Below are 261 nucleotides of genomic sequence, written 5' to 3'. Positions count from 1 at the left end.
CTCCCTTCTACCCTGACCTCCCGCAACAACCTGGCCGACGCCTACCGGTCGGCGGGGGATCTGGTCCGGGCCGTCTCGTTGTTGGAGGCCACGCTCGCCGATAGCGTGCGGGTGCTGGGCGCTGACCATCCCTCCACCTTGATTTCCCGTAACAACCTTGCTTCTGCCTACCGGTCGGCGGGGGATCTGGTCCGGGCCGTCTCGTTGTTGGAGGCCACGCTCGCCGATAGCGTGCGGGTGCTGGGCGCTGACCATCCCTCC

The 261-nt window shown here is 67.4% G+C and carries 1 protein-coding gene; it reads left to right on the top strand.

Annotated elements, in window-relative coordinates; translation table 11 throughout:
* Positions 1-261 (top strand): tetratricopeptide repeat protein (locus AB0C28_RS00615; RefSeq protein ID WP_358072435.1); only part of this gene is annotated, 261 nt, incomplete at both ends.

Origin of the sequence: Nonomuraea sp. NPDC048892, assembly GCF_040649735.1 — a bacterium.
Taxonomy (GTDB): Bacteria; Actinomycetota; Actinomycetes; order Streptosporangiales; family Streptosporangiaceae; genus Nonomuraea; species Nonomuraea maheshkhaliensis.
Note: the sequence above shows the minus strand (reverse complement) of the source record. Positions and strands in the feature narration are given on the sequence as shown.